General features: G+C 68.2%; 21 protein-coding genes and 1 tRNA gene. 11 read left to right on the top strand and 11 right to left on the bottom strand.

The features are described 5' to 3' along the window. Positions 1 to 66: 66 nt before the first annotated feature. The 3 genes from A3CU_RS52615 to A3CU_RS0122680 form a co-directional block, all read right to left on the bottom strand. Positions 67 to 273 carry a hypothetical protein gene (locus A3CU_RS52615; protein ID WP_156960497.1) on the bottom strand — a complete coding sequence of 69 codons (207 nt, stop codon included), beginning with the start codon at positions 271 to 273 and terminating at the stop codon, positions 67 to 69. Between the two features lie 566 nt (positions 274 to 839). After that, a complete protein-coding gene (locus A3CU_RS54010) occupies positions 840 to 1,049 on the bottom strand; it encodes a hypothetical protein (RefSeq protein ID WP_084143610.1) in 210 nt (69 codons plus the stop codon). A 211-nt stretch (positions 1,050 to 1,260) separates the two neighbouring features. Then, positions 1,261 to 1,482: a helix-turn-helix transcriptional regulator gene (locus A3CU_RS0122680; RefSeq protein WP_027944237.1), complete on the bottom strand. Its 222-nt coding sequence runs from the start codon at positions 1,480 to 1,482 to the stop codon at positions 1,261 to 1,263. A 170-nt stretch (positions 1,483 to 1,652) separates the two neighbouring features. Here A3CU_RS0122680 and A3CU_RS49955 point away from each other — a divergent pair, with 170 nt between their 5' ends. Further along, positions 1,653 to 2,060 carry a hypothetical protein gene (locus A3CU_RS49955; protein ID WP_156960496.1) on the top strand — a complete coding sequence of 136 codons (408 nt, stop codon included), beginning with the start codon at positions 1,653 to 1,655 and terminating at the stop codon, positions 2,058 to 2,060. A 92-nt stretch (positions 2,061 to 2,152) separates the two neighbouring features. Next, entirely contained in the window at positions 2,153 to 2,794 is a 642-nt protein-coding gene (locus A3CU_RS0122670) for a hypothetical protein (RefSeq protein ID WP_027944236.1), read from the top strand. Here A3CU_RS0122670 and A3CU_RS0122665 read toward each other — a convergent pair. The 3 genes from A3CU_RS0122665 to A3CU_RS0122655 form a co-directional block, all read right to left on the bottom strand. Then, entirely contained in the window at positions 2,791 to 3,765 is a 975-nt protein-coding gene (locus tag A3CU_RS0122665) for a tyrosine-type recombinase/integrase (RefSeq protein ID WP_027944235.1), read from the bottom strand. The genes A3CU_RS0122670 and A3CU_RS0122665 overlap by 4 nt on opposite strands. Before the next feature lie 87 nt (positions 3,766 to 3,852). Continuing rightward, positions 3,853 to 3,929 (bottom strand) — tRNA-Ile (locus tag A3CU_RS0122660). Positions 3,930 to 3,995: 66 nt separating this feature from the next. After that, complete coding sequence (locus A3CU_RS0122655) at positions 3,996 to 4,196, bottom strand: hypothetical protein (protein ID WP_027944234.1); 201 nt, start codon at positions 4,194 to 4,196, stop codon at positions 3,996 to 3,998. A 123-nt stretch (positions 4,197 to 4,319) separates the two neighbouring features. Here A3CU_RS0122655 and A3CU_RS0122650 point away from each other — a divergent pair, with 123 nt between their 5' ends. The 4 genes from A3CU_RS0122650 to A3CU_RS0122635 all read left to right on the top strand — a co-directional run bounded on the left by A3CU_RS0122650 (position 4,320) and on the right by A3CU_RS0122635 (position 9,600). Beyond that, the gene (locus tag A3CU_RS0122650) at positions 4,320 to 5,570 is read left to right on the top strand and encodes a PucR family transcriptional regulator (RefSeq protein WP_156960495.1); all 1,251 of its coding nucleotides are present in this window, start codon (positions 4,320 to 4,322) and stop codon (positions 5,568 to 5,570) included. Positions 5,571 to 5,597: 27 nt separating this feature from the next. After that, positions 5,598 to 7,424: a bifunctional homocysteine S-methyltransferase/methylenetetrahydrofolate reductase gene (locus A3CU_RS46125; RefSeq protein WP_063628875.1), complete on the top strand. Its 1,827-nt coding sequence runs from the start codon at positions 5,598 to 5,600 to the stop codon at positions 7,422 to 7,424. A 364-nt stretch (positions 7,425 to 7,788) separates the two neighbouring features. After that, positions 7,789 to 9,060 (top strand): multidrug effflux MFS transporter, encoded by a 1,272-nt coding sequence (locus A3CU_RS0122640; protein ID WP_245617270.1) that lies wholly within the window; start codon positions 7,789 to 7,791, stop codon positions 9,058 to 9,060. A 42-nt stretch (positions 9,061 to 9,102) separates the two neighbouring features. Next, positions 9,103 to 9,600, top strand: coding sequence for a pyridoxamine 5'-phosphate oxidase family protein (locus A3CU_RS0122635; RefSeq protein WP_027944231.1), 498 nt, complete (start codon positions 9,103 to 9,105; stop codon positions 9,598 to 9,600). A gap of 251 nt (positions 9,601 to 9,851) precedes the next feature. On the opposite strand, the gene A3CU_RS0122630 is transcribed toward A3CU_RS0122635, so the two are convergent. From A3CU_RS0122630 to A3CU_RS46115, 3 genes are all read right to left on the bottom strand, one after another. Beyond that, on the bottom strand, positions 9,852 to 10,631 hold the full coding sequence (locus A3CU_RS0122630; RefSeq protein WP_027944230.1) for a tyrosine-protein phosphatase: 780 nt from the start codon (positions 10,629 to 10,631) through the stop codon (positions 9,852 to 9,854). Positions 10,632 to 10,642: 11 nt separating this feature from the next. After that, positions 10,643 to 11,398: a rhomboid-like protein gene (locus A3CU_RS46120; protein WP_211246488.1), complete on the bottom strand. Its 756-nt coding sequence runs from the start codon at positions 11,396 to 11,398 to the stop codon at positions 10,643 to 10,645. A gap of 65 nt (positions 11,399 to 11,463) precedes the next feature. Further along, a complete protein-coding gene (locus tag A3CU_RS46115) occupies positions 11,464 to 11,907 on the bottom strand; it encodes a MarR family winged helix-turn-helix transcriptional regulator (protein WP_169739675.1) in 444 nt (147 codons plus the stop codon). A 57-nt stretch (positions 11,908 to 11,964) separates the two neighbouring features. Here A3CU_RS46115 and A3CU_RS46110 point away from each other — a divergent pair, with 57 nt between their 5' ends. Then, the gene (locus tag A3CU_RS46110; protein WP_052371998.1) at positions 11,965 to 13,062 is read left to right on the top strand and encodes an FAD-dependent oxidoreductase; all 1,098 of its coding nucleotides are present in this window, start codon (positions 11,965 to 11,967) and stop codon (positions 13,060 to 13,062) included. A 28-nt stretch (positions 13,063 to 13,090) separates the two neighbouring features. On the opposite strand, the gene A3CU_RS55190 is transcribed toward A3CU_RS46110, so the two are convergent. Then, entirely contained in the window at positions 13,091 to 13,516 is a 426-nt protein-coding gene (locus A3CU_RS55190; protein WP_084143600.1) for an SUKH-4 family immunity protein, read from the bottom strand. A gap of 652 nt (positions 13,517 to 14,168) precedes the next feature. On the opposite strand from A3CU_RS55190, the gene A3CU_RS0122605 reads away from it, so the two are divergent. Both A3CU_RS0122605 and A3CU_RS0122600 read left to right on the top strand, forming a co-directional pair. Continuing rightward, positions 14,169 to 15,197: an aminotransferase class V-fold PLP-dependent enzyme gene (locus A3CU_RS0122605; RefSeq protein WP_043842123.1), complete on the top strand. Its 1,029-nt coding sequence runs from the start codon at positions 14,169 to 14,171 to the stop codon at positions 15,195 to 15,197. Between the two features lie 279 nt (positions 15,198 to 15,476). Beyond that, a complete protein-coding gene (locus A3CU_RS0122600) occupies positions 15,477 to 16,100 on the top strand; it encodes a hypothetical protein (RefSeq protein WP_027944227.1) in 624 nt (207 codons plus the stop codon). Here A3CU_RS0122600 and A3CU_RS0122595 read toward each other — a convergent pair. Continuing rightward, positions 16,088 to 16,999, bottom strand: coding sequence for a ferritin-like domain-containing protein (locus tag A3CU_RS0122595; protein ID WP_027944226.1), 912 nt, complete (start codon positions 16,997 to 16,999; stop codon positions 16,088 to 16,090). The two genes, A3CU_RS0122600 and A3CU_RS0122595, sit on opposite strands and share 13 nt — an antisense overlap. Positions 17,000 to 17,157: 158 nt before the next feature. Here A3CU_RS0122595 and rimP point away from each other — a divergent pair, with 158 nt between their 5' ends. Both rimP and nusA read left to right on the top strand, forming a co-directional pair. Next, a complete protein-coding gene (gene rimP / locus A3CU_RS0122590; RefSeq protein ID WP_043842122.1) occupies positions 17,158 to 17,676 on the top strand; it encodes a ribosome maturation factor RimP in 519 nt (172 codons plus the stop codon). Continuing rightward, on the top strand, positions 17,673 to 18,689 hold the full coding sequence (gene nusA / locus A3CU_RS0122585; RefSeq protein ID WP_027944224.1) for a transcription termination factor NusA: 1,017 nt from the start codon (positions 17,673 to 17,675) through the stop codon (positions 18,687 to 18,689). Before rimP ends, nusA begins: the two co-directional genes overlap by 4 nt. The last annotated feature ends 19 nt before the right edge of the window (positions 18,690 to 18,708 follow it).

Genomic DNA, 18,708 nt, shown 5'->3' with positions numbered 1-18,708 from the left:
CGTTGCTCGGTGGTCGGCCCGTCCCGTGTTGGCCCACGGGGCGGGCGCATCTACTTGTGGGTGTGATCAGCGGCCTGCTTGGATGCCGCCATGGATCTGTGGGCTGTCGTGGGTGCGCTGGGCGGGTGCGCTGGGGCGCTGCTTTCCGCGGTGACGCTGTATTTCGTCGTTCGTACAGATCGGCGCGAGCGCCGGAGTGCCCCGTACGTCAACCTCGAAGTAGGGACTTTCGGCCACGCCACGGATGCCGACACCGGCGAGTTGCTCTGGCATGTGTGGGAGTTGACGAACTCGGGCACCGGCGATGCCCGGATCTCGGCGGTACGTGGCGTCGGGTGCGAGTTCGACTTCGACGAGCAATATCCGCCGATCACTGTGGTCAAGCCGGGGAGCACCGTGCGGATGAAGGTCAAGCCATGCGATGTCGGGAAGGCATGGGTGCTCATCGCGTGGCTGTCTCCCCACGAGCCGGATGGCCTGTATGTGCAGTGGTTCGCACCTGCGCCGGGACCCGAGTTGGAGGCAGCGCTACATGCACAACCCGCGTTGAAGCTGGGATGGTGGCGCCTGCTCCCGGCGTGGCTGCGAGTTCGGCTACGACCCGTGCGAGCTGTCGGGCCTGGTGGCGCAGTAGCCACCCGTGTACGACCAAACTCGCGACGACTAGGACAAGACCTGAATACAGCGCTATCCCTGGCGCTCCCAGAATCAGAAACAGCAGGCATAAAACTGCCAGCACGGTGACGACCAGTTCGTTCCGGTAGTCAAGCCTGAACGAACGATTCATGGCTTGTCACCTCCTTGGTGGTGGGACCCGGCCGCCCCCGGCAGCCGGGAGATCAGGCGGCGCGCTTCTTCCGTGCCCGCGCCTTGGCTGACTTCATGGCCATAGCCGTGAAGTGGGCTTTCTTGGCGTGCTCAGCGCGGATGGCCCGCTCATGCGGCTCGAGCACGGCATCCGGGTCGACTTGGCGCTCCCAGCGATCGTTGAAAGCGGCGCGGGCCGGCGCGGTCGCGGCCGCGCGGTCGTCACACTGAGACCACCGCACGTGCGCGCCGAGTCGGGAGCGAAGGGCGCGCTGCTCGGGCGTCAGGCCCTCAGCCGACGGTCCCGTGCCCTTGGCAGTTCGGGCACTGGCGGTCGCCTTTGCGTGGGTCAACGGGGTCGACTGGGACGGTTCCGCCGCCTCCGCACATCCCGCAGTCCCAGCGTTTCGGGGGTCTTGGGCCGGGTTTTCCTTTGCCGGCGAAGCCGAGCACTCACGCCGCCTGGTCATTGGACGCAACCAGATCGCTGGGCTTGACCTTCAGCACCTTGCACAGCGCGCGGAAGTTGGCGCCACGCGGTGACTTCGTCCCGCTTTCCCAGAACGAAACAGTGGAGCGGTCGACGCCGATCTTCTTTCCAAGCCCCTCTTGGGTGAGGCCGGCGAACTCGCGGGCTTGCTGGACCTTGCGCCCGTCGATGGTGGTCGATCTCATGGGCGTCACGTTAGGACATGTTCAGTCACGTTTCAACCTGAACAAGCTAGATCTAACCTGGCCATACGTGACGAAACTTGACCATGTAACGCCAACACCTGCGAGAACGACGTCTTTCAGCGCCACTCACCAACTAGACAAGTCACGTTTGGTCACGTCATGATGAGTGTGTGAGCACGGACTATCCAGAAGGGTCGCTTGGCTGGTGGATGGACGCGCGCCGGGCCGAGCTTGATCTCACCTGGGACAAAGCGGCCGAGCTGGCCAGCGTGTCCAAGGAAACGCTCTTCCAAGTCGCTCGCGGCCGACACCCCCGGAAGCTCACGCGCGCACGCATCGAGCGCGCGTTCGGATGGAGAGCTGGCAGCATCGACACCGTCCTGGCCGGTGGCGAACCGGTTCAGATAGAGCAAGAATCACCGGCCGAAGTTGACGACGAGTTGCGCGACATCGCCGAACTGCGGGAGATGGCCAAGACAGCTCAGGCGCGCGCGGAAGAGTCGCTCGCGGTCGCCAGGGAGCTATTCAACAGAATCGAACGATTAGGCCATTCAGATGAACATCGTTCCGCACAGTGAACGGGCGCTAACAAAAGTGACAAACAGTCGATATACGAAATGGTGTCTTTTTACCACTGCAACGCGGCGCCTCACGAAACTTCGGAACAGCTATGCCCGACCGACAACTGCAATGGCTCCGGCGCGACCTTCGCCGGACGATCGACCGGATGGAGGCAGATAAGGAGCACTTGCAGGAAATCCTCGACGAGATCGAGCGAATCGAACATGAGATCATTCCCAGGCGCCGCCGATTTGGTGTCATCCAAGGCGGTGCCGCCGTCATCGGCGCCAGTGTCGCCGAAACGGTTAAGTGGATCAGGCAACATCCGACCGCCACTGTCATGGTCGGCCTCGCGAGCATCTGCGGCATCGTCGGGGGCACGGCGTTCACACCGGCAGAGGACATGCCACCGCCGGTGATTGCGCTCCCGGCACCCGTCATTCCGCGCCCGCAAACCACCACGTCTGAGGCCATACCGCCGCCCACACCGGCCGCAACGCCATCCCGTGCAAGCGACGAGCCCACGACACAAAGCACACGCGCAAGAGCCGTCATCGTCGAGCGATCCAAGGCACCGTGGCACGCGAGCAAACCACACACCACTCCGCCGCCGAGCACCTCACCGGCGACGTTGCCGACAACCCCACCCGACGGGCCGGCCAGCGAGCCACCGTCCACCAGCCGTGATCACCGCTGTGGCGGCATCCACGTGGCGATCCCGCCACTCGCTGACGTCTGCCTTCTTGATTAGAAACGGTCGCCGAGCGCGGCACGCCGATGCGCATTACGGGCGCGCTCGTCGGCGGCCGACGCGCCATACCGTCCCAGCATTTCCCGGGAACGCCAGCCGAACAACCGCATAGCGTCCTGCTCCTGACCGCCATTGGCCAGCCATTCATGTGCAGCGGTATGGCGGAACTTGTGCGGGTGCACGTTCGGCACACCAGCATCCTCGGCGCGACGCTTGAGCAGCTGCCGGATACCCCACTCCGTCAACGGGCCTTTCCGTCCAACCCATACGGCATCTGTACGGGCGGCCATCGGATGGCGAGCCCGCGCCCGCAGGTACCGGCGCAGCGCCTCGCCGGTCCGTGCGCCGAAGGGGACCGCCCGTGGCCGCCGGCCCTTGCCCATGACCAAGATGACGTCCGCATCGAAGTCAAGATCGCTCGGCCGGTCCTCCGCCTTGTTCTCCAGCCGAAGCGGCGCGATTTCGCCGCACCTCGCGCCAGTGTCCACAAACAAGCGGATGAGCGCCGTATCCCGCAAGTTTTCGAACGACTTTCCCTTGCAGGAGTCCAAAAGCCTGCGCAACTGGTCCATCGTCAGCACATCCACGGGCCTCTCCGGCACGGCCGGCGGCGACATCTTCGCGAACGGCGACGACTCGATCTCGCCTTCCACCTCGTCCAGCCAACGGAACAGCTGCTGCAACGACCGGTACTGCTTGGCGACCTCCGCGGCCGACAACGGCTTGCCGGTGCGCTTGTTCGGCCGGTCCTGCAGATGCACTAGATAGTGCTCGATGTGCTCGCGCGTGATCGAGGCCGCGGTGGTCGGCATGCCTTCCTGCACGAGGAACCCGAGGAACTGCTCGGCAACCCGCAGGTACGAGGCGATGGTGCTCGGCGCCTTGTTTGTCGCGCGGAGGTGGCGCTGCCAGTCGGGGAGGAGCTCGCGGAGGTCGTCGAGGGCTACAGACTCGGACCGGATGGTCTTCATGACCGACCAGTGTACGCCCAATCGAGAGGGTTCGAGTCCCTTGCTCTGCAAACGGTGTGCCTGTAGGGTTTCGGAGGAAACCCCAGGTGGTGGGCCGGGCGGGGCTCGAACCCGCGGCCAAGGGATTATGAGTCCCCTGCTCTAACCAACTGAGCTACCGGCCCTGGGGAGCGGATTACCCAAGGTGTAGGTCAAGATACCGTATCGCCTGGTGAGAGGCGCAGGCGGCGTCAGCGGTAGCCGGCGGTGGAGTGGGCGCGTAGGCGGGCGACGGTTTCCTGGAGCTGACGGACCTGGGCAGTGAGTTCCTCGACACGGCTGGAGGCGCGGGCCTCGGCGAGTTGCCGGATGCGCTCGATCTCGGCGGCGACCGTGTGTGTCGGGTCCGGCAGGGGGCACTCGCAGTGTGGGCAGCGCGCCGGGTCGCTCATTGGGAACCTCGCTTGCTGGGGGTATCGGCCGACGGTACGCGCGGCTGCCCGGGGCCGACAGTGACCGTGAAGCCAAAGTTTCTTGGGCTCGGGCACAAAGCGCGGGTCATTTACCATGGCCGGGTGGCGGATGACGAGATCGGCCGCGAGAACGCAGCTTTGCGCGGGCTCGTCGCGATATACCGTCACCTGTCCACGCTGGCTACGCAGGACTCCGGGATCGACGCCGTCGCCGAGTTGATCGCCGAGCGTATGGACGCGACCGTCGCCGTGGTCGACGAGAAGATGTCCGTGCTGGCCGCAGCTTCCGCTGCTGGAGGAGCGGAGGAGGCGGTGCGCGAGCGTGTCGTGCATCCGCAGCTCGCGCAGGTTCTCACGGTCACCGGCCGCACCCGCCGTGCCGCGCGTATCCCGGACATCGGTGAGAGCGCGTCGATGATCGTCGTCGCGCCGATCCTGGTCGGCAACGACGTGCACGCTTACCTGCTCACTTTGCACGACGGCGCCGCCGAAACCGGTGACGGCCTGCACCTGCTGGTCACCGAGCACGCCGCCACCATCTGCGGGGTGATCCTCGGCCGCGAACGCGTGGTCGCCGCGGCGGCGGCCCGGGCGCGTGAGGATCTGATCGAGGGGCTGTTGTCGGGCAAGGGCAACGGCGCCGACGAGGTGCTGCGCTGGGCCCGCCACCTCGGCTACGACGAGAACCGCGAGCATCGCGTGGTCTCGCTGGTGGTGGAGGATGGCCGCGACGGGTTCGGCGGCCGGGTGCCGGCCGCCATCGAGCGGTTCTTCGGCATGCACGCTCCCGACGCGATCAGCACGGTCCGTGACCAGGAGGTCGTGGTTGTGCTGCCCGACAACGCCCGGCGCGCCGAGCGGCTGGCCGGCTCCTGCCTGGACCGGGTCCGTGAGCTGTTCCCGCATGCGCTGGTCACGGTCGGCGTCGGCGGCCGCTGCGCCCCGCCCGAGGAGATCGCCCGTTCCTACGACGACGCCCGCCGCACGGTCGAGGTCGCGCGCCGGATGGGCCGGGCCGGCGCGGTGGTGGCGTTCGACGAACTCGGCATTCACCGCCTCCTGCTCCAGGTGGCCGATCCGGCGCAATTACGTGAGTTCGCCCGCGAGGTGTTCGGTGAACTCTACAAGCACCCGCGCGCCGCGGTCGCCGAGTATCTCACCACGCTGGGTTGTTATTTTCGCGCCAATAACAGTCCGCAGCGGGCTTCGCGTGCCCTGCACGTCCATCCCAACACCGTGACCTACCGGGTCCGCAGGGTCGAGCAAATCACCTCCCTCGACTTCACCAATTACCGGGACCGGCTGATGGCCCAGGTTGCGCTGGAGATTCTCGATGCGGTACGAGAGGTTTAGTCCTCTGCGATCAACAGGAGAGGTGCCATGGACTTCACGAAAGCCCTGAGCGAGCGGATCCTGGTGTGCGACGGGGCAATGGGGACGATGCTGCACGCGGCCGGCAATTCGCTGGACCGCGCCCTGCCCGAGCTGAACCTGTCGAATCCCGAACTGGTGAGCACGGTGCACGAAAGTTATGTCGCCGCCGGGGTGGACATCCTGCTCACCAATACCTTCGGCGCCAACCGTCTGCGCCTGGCCGAGCACGGCAGTTCCCTCAACGTCCGGGACATCAACCTCGCGGGCGTCCGCCTCGCCCGGCAGGCCCGCCGCGGGGTGGACCGCACGATCTTCGTGGGTGGCTCCGTCTCGCCCGCGGTGAGCGCGAGCCAGCGGCAGAGCGTGCGTGCCGACGAGCGGGTCGAGGTCATCCGGGACCAGGTGCGGGCGCTCGTCGACGGCGGCGTCGACCTGCTGGTGCTGGAGACCTTCGGTTACCTCGACGAACTGGTGGAGGCGGTCGCGGTCACCGCCGAGCTCACCGACCTGCCCATCCTCGCGCAGGCCACGTTCACCGCCGAGGGCGTCACCCCAGGCGGCGAGAGCCCCCGCGAGGTGGCGAGCGCGTTGGCCGGGCAGCCCGTCGCCGCGCTCGGCGCCAACTGCACGGTCGGTCCGCAGCGCATGCTCACCGTCGTGGAGGAACTGCGGCGCTACAGCACGCTTCCGATCAGCGCCCAACCGAACGCCGGGCTGCCGCGCCGGATCGGTCGCAGGTTCGAATACAGCGTCGAGGGCGACTACTTCTCCCAGTACGCGCGCCGTTACGTCGAGCAAGGCACCTCGATCGTCGGCGGCTGCTGCGGAACGACACCGACGCACATCCGCGACATCGTCGCCAAGCTCGCGGACCTCCGCCCGAAGCAGCAGCGGCGGCCCGAGCCGGCGCCGCGCAGGCAGGTGGTCCAGCCCGAGCATGGTGGGCTCGCGCAACGGCTGGGCCAGCGGCGGTTCGTGGTCGCCGCGCAGATCTCGCCCCCGGCCGGCGGCGACGCACAGGAGGCCACCGAGCTGACTGCGATGCTCCGCAAGCACGGCATCGACCTGGTCTTCGTCGCCGCCCGCGAGAGCGCCCGCGCGCAGGTCAGCTCGGTGAGCCTGGCGCTGCACGTGGAACGGGAGGTCGGCGCGGAGACGATCGCGACCCTGACCACCTGGGACAAGACGATCATGACGTTGCAGGCCGACCTGCTCGGGGTGCACGCCTTCGGGATGCGCACGGTGGTCTGCGAAACCGGGAACCCGCCACTGCGCGGTGACTACCCGAACGCCGACGGGATCTGGGAGGTCGACTCGGTGGGGCTGATCCAGTTGCTGGCCGGCCTCAACGATGGTCGTGACTGCAACGGCCTCACTCTGGCCACCAAGACCTCCTTCCACATCGGCGCGCGGTTCAACCCCGGCGCCGAGGACCGCGACGCCGAACTGGCGCGGACCAGGGCGAAGATCGCGGCGGGCGCCCAGTTCCTGATCAGCCGGCCGGTCTACGAGGCGGACGCGCTGGTCGGCATGCTCGCCGAACTGTCTAATGAGGACATTCCGGTGCTGATGGCGGTGTCCCCGCTGGCCGGGTTCGCCGAGGCGGAGTACCTCGCCCACGAGGTGCCCGACGTGCGAATCCCGCGCGCGGCCCTGTCCGCGCTGGAGACGGCCGGAGACCGTGGCCGCGAGGTCGGCCTGGAGCTGGCCAGGGCCCTGCTCGACGAGGCGCGCCCGCTGGTGCAGGGCGTGGTGCTGGTCATGCGCGACGGGCGGAAGCTTGCCGACTTCCTGCCTTTAGTGGAAGCTCCGGACTCCGGTCAAGCCCTGTAGTACGGAAAGCGCTTTCTCTCTTCCACGAGTGACCCGTTACTGTCGAAATGCGGTAGGAACGGGCCACTCATGGACCCCCACTCCGTACCAGCGACGGGAGTGATCGAGATCTCTCGGCTGGTTCGGGATTGAACATCGCGCTTGATGCGTTGAACCCCGCTGACAGCTTCGGCGGCCGACTGCCCAGTGGCCGCCGGTCCCATCCCAAATGCTTCGACCTCCCGTCGCGATCCAACTAGAATTTCGATGGGAATCGAACTTCTCCGAACGGCAACGAGGCCGCGCAACCTCAGTCCCACGTCGAGGCCGGGTACCCGGCTCCGACCTCGGGACGACGACCACAGACACATCTGAGGGAAAGACATTGACCAGCGGTACTCGACCCGAACTGGCCGCCGACGGCGGCTCCGCACCGGCAGGCAGATCACTGTCACTGGTGCTCACGCTGGGCGCGCTCATCGCGCTCGGACCCCTGTCCATCGACATGTACCTGCCCGCGTTGCCCAGCATCGCGAAGGAACTGCTCACCACCGAATCGACGGTGCAGCTCACGGTGAGCGGCACCGTGCTCGGCCTCGGGCTCGGCCAGCTGCTCGTCGGCCCGTTGTCCGACGCGGTCGGCCGGCGCGTCCCGTTGATCGCCGGCACGCTGATCCACGTGATCGCCTCGGTGTTGTGCCTGTTCGCGCCGACGGTGGAACTGCTCGCCATAGCGCGGGTGGTGCAAGGCCTCGGGGCCTCCGCAGGCGCGGTGCTCGCGCTGGCCGTGGTGCGCGACCTCTACACCGACCGCGCGGCGGCAACCCTGCTGTCCCGGCTGATCCTGGTGATGGGTGTCTCGCCGGTGCTGGCGCCGACCCTGGGCAGCGCGGTGCTGCAATGGACCGAATGGCGTGGCGTGTTCGCCGTGCTCGGCGCGCTCGGCCTGGCCATCGCGCTGTTCGCCCTGCTGTGGCTGCCGGAGACGCTGCCGCGATCGCGCCGCCAGCCGCTGCGGTGGCGTGCCACCGTCCGCACCTATGGCGGCCTGCTCACCGACCGGTCGTTCGTCGGCCTGATCGTGGTGGCCGGGCTGGCGATGGCCGGGTTGTTCGCCTTCGTCGCCGGCGGCTCGTTCGTCTTCCAGGTGCAGTTCGGGCTCGACCAGCAGCAGTTCGGCCTGATGTTCGGTGCCAGCGCGGTGTGGCTGATCGCCGCCACTCAACTCAACGCGCGGCTCATGCGCAGGTACGAGCCGTACCAGGTGCTGGTCGCCGCGAGCATGTTCGCGACCGCGTCCGGGGCCGTGCTGTTCGTCATGGCGGCGACCGCCACGGGCGGACTGTTCGGTATTGCCGTGCCGCTGTGGGCGGTGCTGTTCTTCGCCGGGCTGATGCTGCCGAACGCGCCCGCGGTGGCGCTCAACGCGCACGGCGAGACCGCCGGCACGGCTGCGTCGCTGCTCGGTGCCGTGCAGTTCGGCGTGGGCGCCGCGATCTCGCCGATGGTGGGCGTGCTCGGCAACAACGCGCTGGGCATGAGCATCGTGATGTTCGGCGGGATCACGCTGGCGATGGTGGTGCTGTTGCTGGTGGCCCGGCCGTGGCAGCTGACCGCGGTGAGCGGGGAACCCGCCTTGGCCATGGCTGTGCACTGAGTCACACGTTGATCCGGGGCCGGCCTGTGCGAAGGTGATCACATGGGAGTGAACCTGCGCGGGCAGATCAAGATGACGGACGAGGAGATCGCGACCTTCATCGAGCGGAGCCGGACGGCCACGATGGCCACCATCGGGCCGGACGGCACGCCGCACCTGGTCGCCATGTGGTACGCGGTGATCGACGGGCAGATCTGGTTCGAGACCAAGGCCAAGGCGCAGAAGGTGGTGAACCTGCGCCGTGACACCCGGATCAGCTGCCTGATCGAGGACGGCAACACCTACGACGAACTGCGCGGGGTGTCCTTGGAAGGGCACGGCGTGATCAGTGACGATCCGGCGGAGCTGTGGCAGGTCGGGGTGAGCGTGTGGGAGCGCTACTACGGCCCATACAGCGACGAGGTCAAACCCGCCGTGGAAGCGTTGCTGAACAAGCGGGTTGCGGTGCGGGTCGACGTCAAGCGCGTGCGTTCGTGGGACCACGGCAAGCTGGGCCTCGACCCCATGCCGATCGCCGGTACCACCGCCCAGCACACCTGAGTCCCCGCCTCAGGCCACTGTGTTCCGGGTTCAGGCGTCCGTGTCCCCGGTTCAGGCGTCCGTGTCCCCGGTTCAGGCGTCCGTGTCCCCGGTTCAGGCGTCCGTGTCCCCGGTTCAGGCGGCTGTGTCCCCGGTTCAGGCGTCCGTGTCCCCGGTTCAGGCGGCTGTGTTCCGGGTTCAGGCCGTTGTGTTCCCGGTTCGGGAGGCCGAATTGCGGGTTCGTCGACCAGGCAAGCGTTGAGAAGTCCCTGTCACGCCTCGGCCAGTAGCTTCGCCCGGAGCGTCTCGGTTTCGTCGCCGTCGAACCCGTGGCCGGACAGCCACGAGTGAACGCCGCCGTAGCGCAGGTCGACCTGCTCCAGGAAGGCCGCCATCGTCTCCGCGCGGGGACGATGCTCGTCGTCGCCGGGACCTCGTTCGAGATCCCGTGCGTACGTCGGTGACGCGCGTAGCCGGGCGAGGATCGCGCCGATGCGGGTACCGCTGGCCGCGTAGTCCTCGATCACCACTTCTCGCTCAACGCCGGCCACCGACAGCGCCAGCGCGACCACCACGCCCGTCCGGTCCTTGCCGGCGGCGCAGTGCACCAGCGCGGCGCCGCGGGACCGGGTGATCGAGCGCAGCGCGCCGATCACGCCGTCCGGACGGTCTTCCAGATAGCCGAGGTAGAACGCGCACATCGGGTCATCGGGGTAGCGGGCGACCAGGCGTTCGCGGCGGGTCAACAGGGCGTCCGCCGCGGCGTCGGTCGCCCTGCCGCGCTCGGGCAGTACGGAGTGGTGCGCGTGCCGCACGGACTCGACAGCGGTCAGCGGGCCCGGCCCCTCCGACCTGACCTCATGCGTGGAGCGCAGGTCGACCACGGTGTTCAGGTCGAATTCCTCGACCAGGAGCTTGATGTCGGTGGCGGTCAATCCCTGCAGGTTGTCCGAGCGAAGCAGCCTTCGCTCGGCAGTACGCCCGCCGTCAACGGTGGGCAGCCCACCGAGATCCCGCGCGTTGACCGCGCCTTCGAGTTCGAGCCATCGCATGTCCCCATGGTTCATTGCGGGACGGAGCCAGCCAAGGCTGCGGCCGGGCGAACCTGATCAGGGTCGCGGCGGCGGGTGGGCCAGGTGAAGCGCAGCGTGCCGGCCAGGCCACGGCGCTGCAGCCATCCCCGCCAGCCGAGGAGGCCGATGTGCAGGGCGATGAGATGCCCGGCAAGGGTCACCACGGACAGCAACGAACCGGGCTCGTCGGTGAGGTAAATCACGACGATCACCAGGTCGGCGGCGAGCAGGAAACACGGGCGAAGCCTGGGCGTGACAATGGTCAGCATCGCTCCGGCGGTGGCGAAGAAGCCGTAGCTGACCCCGATGTCGAGCCAGTGCCCGTCGGTCTCGGGCAACCATCCGGCGTCGATGCTCCACATCACCGGAAGCTCGCTGGCGAGCGTGGCCAGCACGTGTCCGCTGGCGAAGACCGCGAACGTCCACCCGGCGCCGATCCGTCGTTCCAGTGGTGCGACGGTGAACGCGAAGATCAGCACGTAGGCGACCCAGCCCGAGTCGGTGATCCACAGGGCGCTGCTGACCAGGCTCTCGATCGGGCGGTGCCACAGGTTGTGCGCGTCGGTGCTGGACAGCTGCAGCAACTCGGCGGACACGTTCTCGTCGACGACGCGCTGGATGACGGTGGTAGCCAGCAGAACCATCAGGTACCAGAAGGTGAACGGCGTGACCGACGGGGTCGGGAGCCACCTGGCGACCCGGCTCGTCCACCGGGGATGGCTCGCGGCGGTCCCTTCCTCGCACATGCTCACAGCTTGCGGCTCCACTATGAAATCAAGCCACGGGTCACCTGTGAATTCCCTGTGAGCCGTCACGACAACTGCTCGGCGTGCTGAATGAACCGGGCGAGCAGTTCGTGCAGGTGTCGCTGCTCGGCCACCGAGAACGGGACGAGCAGCTCGGCCATCGCGTCACCGGTCGTTTCCATGGCGGCGGCGAGCCGTTCGCGGCCCTTCGCTGTGATGTGCACCGCATAGCTGCGTCGGTCCCGCTCGTCCTTGCGCCGGTCGGCCAAACCCTGTCGTTCGAGTTCGTCGATCACGTAGACCATCGAGGACTTGTCCATCTGCAGGCGGTCCACGAGCATTCGCTGGCTGGTGGGTCCGTCCTCGGCGAGGTAACCCAGGACGCCGAGGTGGCGCAGGTCGAGCTGGTACTTGCGCAGGGCGTGGTTCGCCGCCGCTCTGGCGTAGCGATGCGCCAGGTACAGCTGGCCCCCGAGCCGTACTTCGAGGCGTCCGTCCGGTTCCGTCACGACCACAGTATTACCGATCCCATGACAGATCGTCTGAATTCAGATAGCTTAGAAACTATGAAGATCCTGATCGTAGGTGCGGGACTGTCCGGCCCACTGCTCGCCCACGGCTTGCGCCGGGCGGGCATCGACGTCGTGCTGTACGAGCGGGAAGCGGCGCCGGATGAACGCAGTCAGGGCTACCGCATCCACCTGGAACCGGAAGGTGATCTCGCGCTGCGCGCCTGCCTGCCGGACGACCGCTACGAGCGGGTCGTGGCCACCTCGGGCAAGCTCGGCTCGGGCGTGACGGTCCTCGATCCGCAGTTGCGCGTGGTCCACCGCGTCGTGGTCCCGCCTCGGGTCGAGGGGACGGACGGTCAGCACCTGACCGTCGATCGCCTCACGCTGCGCCGGAACCTGCTCGCCGACCTCGACGTCCGTTTCGGTGCGCCGTTCGAGCGCTACGAGTTGCTCGACAACGGCCGGGTGCGGGCGTGCTTCGCCAACGGCGAGACCGCCGAGGCGGACCTGCTGGTGGCCGCGGACGGAACGCACTCGCGGATCCGGACACAGTTGCTTCCCGAGGCGGAGGTCGTGGAGACCGGCCAGTCACTCATCTTCGGCAAAACGGTGCTCACCCCGCAGGCCCGCGAGCTGGCGCCCGCCGCGGCGCTGGACGGGTTTTCCGCGGTGGCGGGCGACGACGGCCGGTTCATGCCGCTGGCCGCGCACGAGTACCGCACGCCGTGCGGTGACGAGGACTATCTGATGTGGGTGGTCGGCAGCCCGTCCACCATGCTCCCGGTGGAATTGTCTACTTTGGACAAGCTGGCGCTGCAGAAGGTTGCTGCGGAGCTGATCGCGGACTGGCCGGCGGAACTCGGCGCGCTGGTCCGGCTCACCGATCCGGCCACCGTGCACGCCACCACGGTCCGATCCGCGAAGCCGTTGTCGCACTGGGAAACCGTGCCCGTCACGCTGATCGGCGACGCCATCCACACCATGGTGCCGGCCGGGATCGGCGCCGCGGTGGCACTCCGGGACGCGGCCCTGCTCAGCCGCCGCATCACGGAACGAAACGGATCCCTGCTGCCGGCGGTGCATGACTACGAAACGGAGATGCTCGACTACGGCTTCGCGGCCGTAGAGCGGTCTTCGCAAGGCGCGTTGTGAATCGGAATACGCCGGCTAGTTTCCCGGTTCACCGGCAGTGAATACGATCCATGATCGTCGGCCACCAATTCTGTGCATTTTCGAGAGCGAAGGCGTCAACCTGGGAGAGGCGGGCAACCAGCAGGTCGAAATACGGATTCTTCTGTTGATCGTTTGCCTGATCGTCGGCGGACTTCAGAAACAGTCCAATATGCAGAAGAAATTCCAAGAAGGTGGAAATTGAATTGTTGATGAGTTCAACGCTTTCCTCTTCGAGGTCGATCAGGACAACGTGACCGTGGTCGATGTCCACGCAGTAGCGGAGCGAACTCTTGGCGCTCGGTGCCCCGACACAAAGGACGTCCAGATCTCCTTCGGCATCACTGGCTGTCAATACATTGAAGGCCTTGGGGCGGCCCTCGAGCCGGAGAGTGAAGATTCCGGGGACGTGGCCAGGTAGACCCGTGTGAAACATGACTTCGGAGATCTCACGAGGAAAACGCCCTCACCTTTGGGGTGTGGAGGTGCGGTGACAAGATTGGTTTCGCCGAACGCCGCTGCCAGTTGCTGGCGCGTTGCCATGAACCCTCCGTAGCCGAGTCTTTCGCGTGGTGCACGAGGATATGGCCTGGATACGGGCGCGCTCTATTGCCCGGCGGTCGCGCCGGTGATCTGGTGATACAGACTCGGGGAGCCTCCCCGTGCGCCCGACCCCGGAACACGCGCGCCCGAACCCGGAACACGCGCGCCTGAACCGGGAACACGCGCGCCTGAAGCGGGAACACGCGCGCCTGGACCGGGAACACGCGCGCCTGAATCGGGGACACGCCGACTCTGAACCGGGTGCGTGTCGGCGTGTCCCCGGTCCAGGCGCCTGAATCCCCGGTTCTGACGCCTGAATCCCCGGTTCTGACGCCTGAGTCCCCGGTCCAGGCGCCTGAATCCCCGGTTCAGGCGTCTGAGTTCCCGGTTCCGGCCGTTGTGTCCCCGGCTCAGGCGGGTGAGCTATCGGTTCGGGCGCGTGAGAGTTCTGGGTTCGGGCGCGTGAGTTCTGGGTTCGGGTGGGCGACGAGGTCCGGGTGGGCAGGTTCTCCTTGCGGGGGTGCGTTCTCCGGCATGCTTGAGCTATGACGATCAGGGAATGGGGAAACGGAGAGTTCGAGGTGCCGGACGGGTACCTGAACACGCCGAGCATCGGCATCCCGCCCGTGCGGACGGTCAACGCGGTCGCCGAGGCGGTGCAGCGGTGGGGGCGCGGCGCCGACACGCCAGGGGACTTCGAGGAATCGGTCGCGATCTCCCGGCAGGGCTTCGCGAACCTGATCGGCGTGCCGGCCGACCGGGTGGCGATCGGCTCGGCAGTTTCGCAGCTGCTGGCGACGGTCGCGGCCGGCCTGCCGGACGGGGCGAGGGTGCTCGCCGCGGAAGGGGAGTTCACCAGCGTCTCGTTCCCGTTCGCGGCCCAGGCACACCGCGGGATCACGGTCACCGAGGTGCCGCTCGACGAGGTGCCCGCGGCCGCGCCCGGGTACGACCTGGTGGCGGTGAGCGTCGTGCAGTCGGCGAACGGCGCGGTGGTGGACCTCGACGCGCTGCGCGCCGCCACCGAGGGCGCGGGAGTCCCGGTGGCGCTGGACGTCACGCAGGCCGCCGGGTGGATGCCGCTACGGCTGGACTGGGCGGATTGGGTCGCCGGTGCGGGCTACAAGTGGCTGCTTTCGCCGCGCGGAGCCGCCTGGCTTTCGGTGCATCCACGGGTGCTGGAGCGTGGCGTGCCGGTCGTGGCCGGGTGGTATGCGGGTGAGGACCCGTGGCAGGCCTTGTACGGGCTGCCGATGCACCTCGCCGGGGGAGCGACCCGGTACGACCTGTCGCCGGTGTGGTTGGCGCACGCCGGCGCCGCGGTTTCGTTGCCGTACCTGGCTTCGGTGGACCTGAACGCGGTCAAGTCCCACTGCGTCAAGCTCGCCGACGCGCTGCTGGCCGGACTTGGCCTGCCGGAACAGGGGAGCGCGATCGTCGCCATCGACGCCGAGCCGGGGCGCCTGGCCGGCGCCGGGATCGTGGCGAGTGCCCGGGCCGGCCGGGCGCGGGTCGGCTTTGCCTTGTACAACACCATGGACGACGTCGAGCGGCTGCTGTCCGCGTTGGCCTGACCGCGGATAGTCAGCCTGTCTCGGGAAGGTCGGTCTGGCCCCGGAGAGTCGGCCTGCTCCGGGAAGGTTGGCCTGACCGCGGATAGTCAGCCTGTCTCGGGAAGGTCGGTCTGACCCGGAGTCGGCCTGTCCCGGGAAGGTCGGTCTGCCCCCGGAAAGTCGGCCTGCCTTGGGAAGGTCGGCCTGACCCGGGAAAACCGGCCGCGAAAGTGACGGAATCGGCCTCGTTGACCGGGTTCCGTCCGTGCGTCCCGGTTGAGACCAGTACCGTGTTGGCCCGTGGTTGCCCAATTCCCGCCGGGCCCCGGTACCGCGCCGCTGCCGCGGGTACCGGCGGCCCCGAAGCGGACCGGTTACGTCGTCAAGGCATGCGGGCTGGTCGCGGTCGCGGTGCTGTCCGGCCTGGTCTGGTACCTGGCCCGGCACAAGCCGGCCCCGCCGATGCCCCCGCCGGGGACGCGCGCCAAGGAGTTCTCCTTCGCCATGGCGGAGGGGCCCGTGGTGTCCAGCAACTGCGCGGCCAACTCGACCGGCCAGGTGAAGAAGTTCTTCACCGACCACCCCTGCCAGCGCCTGGCACGGGCGCTCTACAACACCGCCTACGGCAACGACCAGGTGCTGGTGTCCGTCATGGTGGTCACCACGGCCGACTCGAGCGAGGCCCAGCAGCTCAAGGCGATCGCCGACCGTGATGGCACCGGCAACATCAACGACCTGCTCAAGGACGGCACGGCCCACATCCCGTCCGCCCCGAACAAGCTCTCCGAGGGCAAGTACGCGTCAAAGGTCACCGGTAACGAGGTGACGATCGTGCTGTCGGAGTTCTACGACGGGCATTCCGACGACACGGTGCTCGGTCGCGTCGACAACGAAGCCCTCAACCTGGGCTCTCAGCTGGGCTGAATGCCGGGCAGCGCCACGACGGTGGGCGAGAGGTTCGCGGCCTGTCTCCAGCGCGTGCCCCGTCTCGCGGAGCCGAGCATGGCGCGCAGCGCGACGCGACGCAGTTCTGCGTCGTCCGTGCGGTTCAGCACGCCCTGCCACGCCACCGTGGCATCGAACTCCGCCGCCGCGACCACGCTCTTGGCGGATGTGGCATCTGTCACCGGATTCGGCGTGATGTAGGCGGGTTCGGCCGCATGCGGGGTGACGCCCGCGGCGGCGAGCATCCGGACGCAGGCGGCGCGCCGGTCCTGGTGCTCGGCCGTCCCCTCGTTGACGCCGGCCGTGTAGTTGTTCGGCAGGAAGGCGTTGACCAGCGAATAGATCCAGACGGCGGCGTGCTCGGCGTCGAGCGCGGTCTGGAGCGGGTCGACCGACCCGGCCGGCACCGGCGCGGCGGTCGCTCCCGCCGCGCCCGGGTCCTCGCCGGGACCCAGCTCATCGGAGACCTGCTGGAGGCCGGCGCAGCCGGCCGCGACCGCGGCGACCAGGCCGGCCCGGTACGGCGGCAGGGTCGCGACCAGGCCCTCGGCCTGTGTGCGAGCGGCGGCCAGGCCCTGCTTGAGCCCGGCGATCCCGCCGGATGGCGGCGTGCCCGGCCCGGTGGCGGACTTCGGCCGGTTCAGCCGCTCCACTTCGGCCTGCAGCGCCTGCGCATGGGCCGCCCGCACGGTGGCCACCTGCTGGGCCAGGTCGCCGGGGACGGTCCTCGCCGCGTCGGCGTCCGCCCGAGCCTGTTCGGCCAGCGGCGCGAGGGGGTCGGGCTCGTCGGAGAAGCCGCTGTTGCACGCGGCGAGCGGGACGGCCAGCGCGGCCAGCGCGCTCACCCGCAGGAGGTCACGGCGAGTAAGGGACGACACGGGGAGCCATCCTGCCAGCCGGGGTGCGGAAACCACGGGACCCCCACTTCCCGCCGGATACCGCCCACCCGGGCGGAGACGAACTCAGCCATTTGACGCAGACAAGATAAGCTTGTCCATCACTGATGGACCACAGCAGACAACAGGAGAGCGCCAAGGTGTCCGGAGAACTCGCCGCCCGGCTCGGGCCCATAGTGGCCGAGGCCGTCGCGGGTGCGGGTTTCGACCTCGACGCCCTCGACGTCCAGCAGGCGGGGCGCCGCAAGCTGGTCAAGGTCGTTGTCGACGCCGAGGACGGCGTCGGGCTCGACGAGGTGGCCGAGGTAAGTCGTGCGGTTTCCGCGAAGCTGGACCGGCACGAGGATCTGATCGCGGGCGCTTACACGCTCGAAGTGACCTCGCCGGGGGTGGACCGGCCGCTGACCAGGCCGCGGCACTGGCGCCGGTCGCGGTACCGGCTGGTCCGGATCAACCCGGTGGAGGGTGCCGGGTTCGTGGGCCGTGTCGGGCACGCCGGCCAGGACGCGGCCCGCGTGCTCGTCGAGGGGGAGATCCGCGACGTCCGCTACCGCGACGTGGCCAAGGCCGTGATCGAGATCGAGTTCAAGCAACCGCCGACGGAGGACCTGAAGCTGCTCGACGAAGACGCCGCTGCGACCAAGGAGGACCCAAGATGAATGTGGACATCGCGGCGCTGCGTGCTATCGAGCGGGACAAGGACATCCCCTTCGAGACGGTGCTCGCGGCCATCGAGACCGCGTTGTTGACCGCCTACAAGCACACCGAGGGCCACCAGCCGCACGCCAAGATCGACATCGACCGCAAGACCGGGTACGTGCGGGTGCTCGCGCACACCCTCGACGAAAACGGCGAGGTCGCCGAGGAGTGGGACGACACGCCGGAGGGCTTCGGCCGGATCGCGGCCACCACCGCCCGCCAGGTGATCCTGCAGCGCCTGCGCGACGCCGAGCACGAGCGCACCTACGGCGAGTTCTCCGCCAAGGAGGGCGAGATCGTGGCCGGGGTGATCCAGCGGGACGCCCGCGCGAACGCCCGGGGCATGGTCGTGGTGCAGGTCGGCGACACCGAGGGCGTGCTGCCTTCCGCCGAGCAGGTGCCTGGCGAGTCCTACGAGCACGGCAGCCGGCTCAAGGCGTACGTGGTCGGCGTTTCGCGGGGCAGCCGCGGGCCGCAGATCACGCTGTCGCGGACGCACCCGAACCTGGTGCGCAAGCTGTTCGCGCTGGAGGTGCCGGAGATCGCCGACGGCACGGTGGAGATCGCCGCGGTCGCGCGGGAGGCCGGGCACCGGTCCAAGATCGCGGTGCGCTCGACGGTGCCGGGCGTCAACGCGAAGGGCGCGTGCATCGGCCCGGTCGGCGCGCGCGTGCGCAACGTGATGAGCGAGCTGGGGGGCGAGAAGATCGACATCATCGACTACTCGGAGGACCCGGCCAAGTTCGTCGGGAATGCGTTGTCCCCGGCGAAGGTTGTATCCGTTCAGGTGGTGGACGAGCGCGCGAAGACGGCCCGCGTAGTGGTGCCGGACTTCCAGCTATCGCTGGCCATCGGCAAGGAAGGGCAGAACGCCCGGCTCGCCGCCCGGCTCACCGGGTGGCGGATCGACATCCGCAGTGACGCGGCCGCGGATGCGGAACCACGCCCCGCCACAACCGGTTCGGCTGAGTGAGTGGTCACGAGCTAAACTT

Source organism: Amycolatopsis taiwanensis DSM 45107, from assembly GCF_000519205.1.
In the GTDB taxonomy this organism is placed as follows: Bacteria; Actinomycetota; Actinomycetes; order Mycobacteriales; family Pseudonocardiaceae; genus Amycolatopsis_E; species Amycolatopsis_E taiwanensis.
Note: the sequence above shows the minus strand (reverse complement) of the source record. Positions and strands in the feature narration are given on the sequence as shown.

Coding starts and splice junctions, on each gene's coding strand:
- A3CU_RS52615 (WP_156960497.1), bottom strand. CDS start 273: ATGCCAGAGCAACTCGCCGGTGTCGGCATCCGTGGCGTGGCCGAAAGT.
- A3CU_RS0122680 (WP_027944237.1), bottom strand. CDS start 1,482: ATGAGATCGACCACCATCGACGGGCGCAAGGTCCAGCAAGCCCGCGAG.
- A3CU_RS0122670 (WP_027944236.1), top strand. CDS start 2,153: ATGCCCGACCGACAACTGCAATGGCTCCGGCGCGACCTTCGCCGGACG.
- A3CU_RS0122665 (WP_027944235.1), bottom strand. CDS start 3,765: ATGAAGACCATCCGGTCCGAGTCTGTAGCCCTCGACGACCTCCGCGAG.
- A3CU_RS0122655 (WP_027944234.1), bottom strand. CDS start 4,196: ATGAGCGACCCGGCGCGCTGCCCACACTGCGAGTGCCCCCTGCCGGAC.
- A3CU_RS46125 (WP_063628875.1), top strand. CDS start 5,598: ATGGACTTCACGAAAGCCCTGAGCGAGCGGATCCTGGTGTGCGACGGG.
- A3CU_RS0122635 (WP_027944231.1), top strand. CDS start 9,103: ATGGGAGTGAACCTGCGCGGGCAGATCAAGATGACGGACGAGGAGATC.
- A3CU_RS0122630 (WP_027944230.1), bottom strand. CDS start 10,631: ATGCGATGGCTCGAACTCGAAGGCGCGGTCAACGCGCGGGATCTCGGT.
- A3CU_RS46120 (WP_211246488.1), bottom strand. CDS start 11,398: ATGTGCGAGGAAGGGACCGCCGCGAGCCATCCCCGGTGGACGAGCCGG.
- A3CU_RS46110 (WP_052371998.1), top strand. CDS start 11,965: ATGAAGATCCTGATCGTAGGTGCGGGACTGTCCGGCCCACTGCTCGCC.
- A3CU_RS55190 (WP_084143600.1), bottom strand. CDS start 13,516: ATGTTTCACACGGGTCTACCTGGCCACGTCCCCGGAATCTTCACTCTC.
- A3CU_RS0122605 (WP_043842123.1), top strand. CDS start 14,169: ATGACGATCAGGGAATGGGGAAACGGAGAGTTCGAGGTGCCGGACGGG.
- nusA (WP_027944224.1), top strand. CDS start 17,673: ATGAATGTGGACATCGCGGCGCTGCGTGCTATCGAGCGGGACAAGGAC.